The organism is Microcoleus sp. BROC3 (assembly GCF_036702515.1).
GTDB lineage: Bacteria > Cyanobacteriota > Cyanobacteriia > Cyanobacteriales > Microcoleaceae > Microcoleus.
On sequence record NZ_JAUBTQ010000143.1, the window covers coordinates 1 to 3,057 of the forward strand.

Here is a 3,057-nt window from a genome sequence, read left to right on the forward strand (position 1 = left end):
CAGATTGACACATCTGCACTAACTGGAGAATCAGTACCTCGAACCGTGAAAGTTGGAGAAACAGTTTTAGCAGGAACTATTAACCAGACAGGAGTTCTCACCGTCAAAGTTACCAAACTCTTTGGTGAATCTTCAATCTCCCGAATTCTGGAATTAGTAGAAAATGCCAGAAGCAAAAAAGCTGAAACTGAGAAATTTATCACCAAATTTGCTAGTTACTACACGCCGTTTGTAGTATTTGCATCGCTAGCAGTAGCTTTAATTCCGCCTTTGTTCATTTCAGGAGCAACTAATGCAGACAGATTATTGTGGGTTTACCGCGCCCTAGTCTTGTTAGTTATTTCCTGCCCTTGCGGATTAGTTATTAGCATTCCTTTGGGATACTTTGGGGGAATTGGCGGTGCAGCCAAGCGCGGGATTTTGGTTAAAGGCTCGACTTTTTTAGATACCCTGACAGCAGTCAAGACAGTTGTTTTTGACAAAACAGGAACTTTGACAAAAGGAGTTTTTAAAGTAGCACAAATTGTACCTACAAAGGGTTTTTCACAATCTGAGTTAATGGAAATAGCTGCTAAAGTAGAATCTCAGTCAAATCACCCTGTCGCGAAATCTATTATGGAAGCTTACGGCGGAAAGATAGATTCATCGGATGTGAAAGATTACGAAGAAATAGCGGGACACGGCATTCGAGCAAAATTAAGTAATCAAATTGTGCTGGCGGGAAATGACCGTTTGCTGCACCGAGAAAATATCCCTCACGATGTCTGCAATGCTGAAGGTACGATCGTCCATTTAGCAGTAAACAACCGCTACGCTGGCTACATTTTAATTGCTGACGAGCTTAAGGAAGACGCAGTACAGGCTATTCGCGATCTCAAGAAAGTCGGTGTCGATCGAATCGTGATGCTAACAGGAGATAATCAAGCTGTAGCTGAGAGTGTTGCGAAAAAGCTCGGTTTAGATTCCTACTTAGCTGAGTTATTACCTGAAGGAAAAGTAGAGGCGATCGAAAAACTGATCTCCCAATCTAAAAAAGGCGAGAAAATTGTCTTTGTGGGAGACGGAATTAATGATGCACCTGTGCTTGCTAGGGCTGATGTGGGCATAGCGATGGGGGGTTTGGGTTCGGATGCGGCGATCGAAACTGCCGATGTTGTAATTATGACCGATGCACCGTCAAAAGTAGCTGAAGCCATTCAAATTGCCCGAAAGACTCACAATATTGTTTGGCAAAATATTATTTTTGCCATGTTAGTCAAAGGCATATTTATTGCTTTTGGTGCTTTTGGGTTAGCTACAATGTGGGAGGCCGTTTTTGCCGATGTTGGGGTCGCTTTAGCAGCAATTTTCAATGCGACTAGAGTTTTGAAATAGAGTGTTCGCTGGGCGGGCATTGCCGAACTTACGCCACAATTGAAACATACATTTTGAGGTCAAATATACTATGCGTCGTCAACGTTCTCAGCCTTGGATTCACCGCTATTCTCGTCCCATCACGGCAGGAATTGCCTCGATAGGGGCTGCGATCACTGCTTATCTAACAGTGGTCAAGTTATCCAACGGAACGGCAGTTTGTCCGATCGAAGGCTGCGATATCGTGCTTTCGAGTCCCTATGCCTATGTCTTTGGTTTGCCTCTTTCTTTGTTCGGTTTTTTGGGCTACTTGAGCATGATAGTTTTTGCCGTAGCTCCCCTACTTGTTAATCCAGCAGAACAGAAGAGTCTCCGCTCTAAGTTAGAGTCTTGGACGGGACTATTTCTGTTTGCTGGTAGCACAGCTATGACGATTTTCAGCGGCTATCTGATGTATGTACTGGCTGTTGATATTAAAGCAGCTTGTATTTACTGTATTGCTTCTGCTTTGTTTGCAACTAGCTTGTTTGTCTTAGCATTAATCGGTCGCGAATGGGATGATATCGGGCAACTATTTTTTATAGGGATTCTGGTGTCTATGTTAGTGCTGATTTCCTCTCTGGCTCTGTATGCCGATGTCAATAATCTCGGTACAGCTAAGGAAACAAGTATGAACACTACAACATCCTCTGGTACTTCAGAAATTGCTTTAGCCCGACATTTAAAAAGAGTGGGAGCTAAAATGTACGGCTCTTTTACCTGCGATCACTGCCAAATGCAGAAGGAAAGTTTTGGCAAAGAAGCGGCTGGCATCCTCAATTATATTGAGTGCAACCCGCAAGGAAAAAATGCTCGCCGAGATCTTTGTGAAGCTGCCAAGATTCAGGGTACTCCTACTTGGGAAATTAATGGTAAGTTTTACTCAGGGCAAAAATCTTTGCAGGAGTTAGCTGATTTATCAGGTTATCAGGGAACTCGCGAATTTAGAAACCTTTCTAATTAGGAACGTTGACAAGAGTGATTTTTGGCGATCGACCTAATCGTAGTCGATCGCACGCATCTCGGTTTAAGGTATGAAAAAATACACAATTTTATATTTATGGTAATCGTGCGGTTGTAGCTAATGGGCGATCGATTATAGTTTGTTACTTTCTCAGGAACAGAAACTGTTGATTGTTTCTGTTCCTGAGAGAAACTAAAGTCGGATGAGACGAATACGATTTTCGGGCATTCGTTGGAGATTGGCAGCAACTCTGGGGCTTTTATCGTCGTAAACTGTCGATGTTGGCACAAAAGACGGGGCGCAAGAAAGTGAACCCAAGTGCGGATGCTTTTTGAGGATGGGTTAAAAGAAGAGGTATAGGGCTAAGGATTCTCTTGATATTGTGTGATCGCTGTAATCCGAGAGTGGCGATCGCCGGCTATCTTGGATTTTAAACATTCAAGAGCGAGGAAAACTGCCACTCCCCGCGTTCCTCAGCACAAAAAGCCAGGTTTCACTGCAATCACAATTGGGCTTCAGGTGAGATTATGTGTAACGCCCCAGGTTTTACTGCTGTGCCTCATGCAGCAGCCCGTGTAGAAACTTCTTTAAGAATAGAAAATAATTCATCTAGCAGTTTAAAAGGATGCAGGGGTGCGATGGCGTTCCGCCCCGCAAGCTACGGCATCAGTTACGCTTGCTGTCAGAATGTCCTAACTGTG

General features: G+C 43.6%; 2 protein-coding genes. Both read left to right on the plus strand.

Going from position 1 to position 3,057, the window contains the following annotated elements:
• Positions 1–1,374, plus strand: a 1,374-nt coding sequence (locus QUB30_RS33190; RefSeq protein ID WP_333342526.1) for a heavy metal translocating P-type ATPase, incomplete at its 5' end; no start/stop codon positions are given.
• Positions 1,375–1,444: 70 nt separating this feature from the next.
• The gene (locus QUB30_RS33195; RefSeq protein WP_333342529.1) at positions 1,445–2,356 is read left to right on the plus strand and encodes a vitamin K epoxide reductase family protein; all 912 of its coding nucleotides are present in this window, start codon (positions 1,445–1,447) and stop codon (positions 2,354–2,356) included.
• Positions 2,357–3,057: the final 701 nt, after the last annotated feature.

Excerpts from the sequence above, each read along its gene's own strand:
- QUB30_RS33195 (WP_333342529.1), top strand. The coding sequence starts at position 1,445 with ATGCGTCGTCAACGTTCTCAGCCTTGGATTCACCGCTATTCTCGTCCC.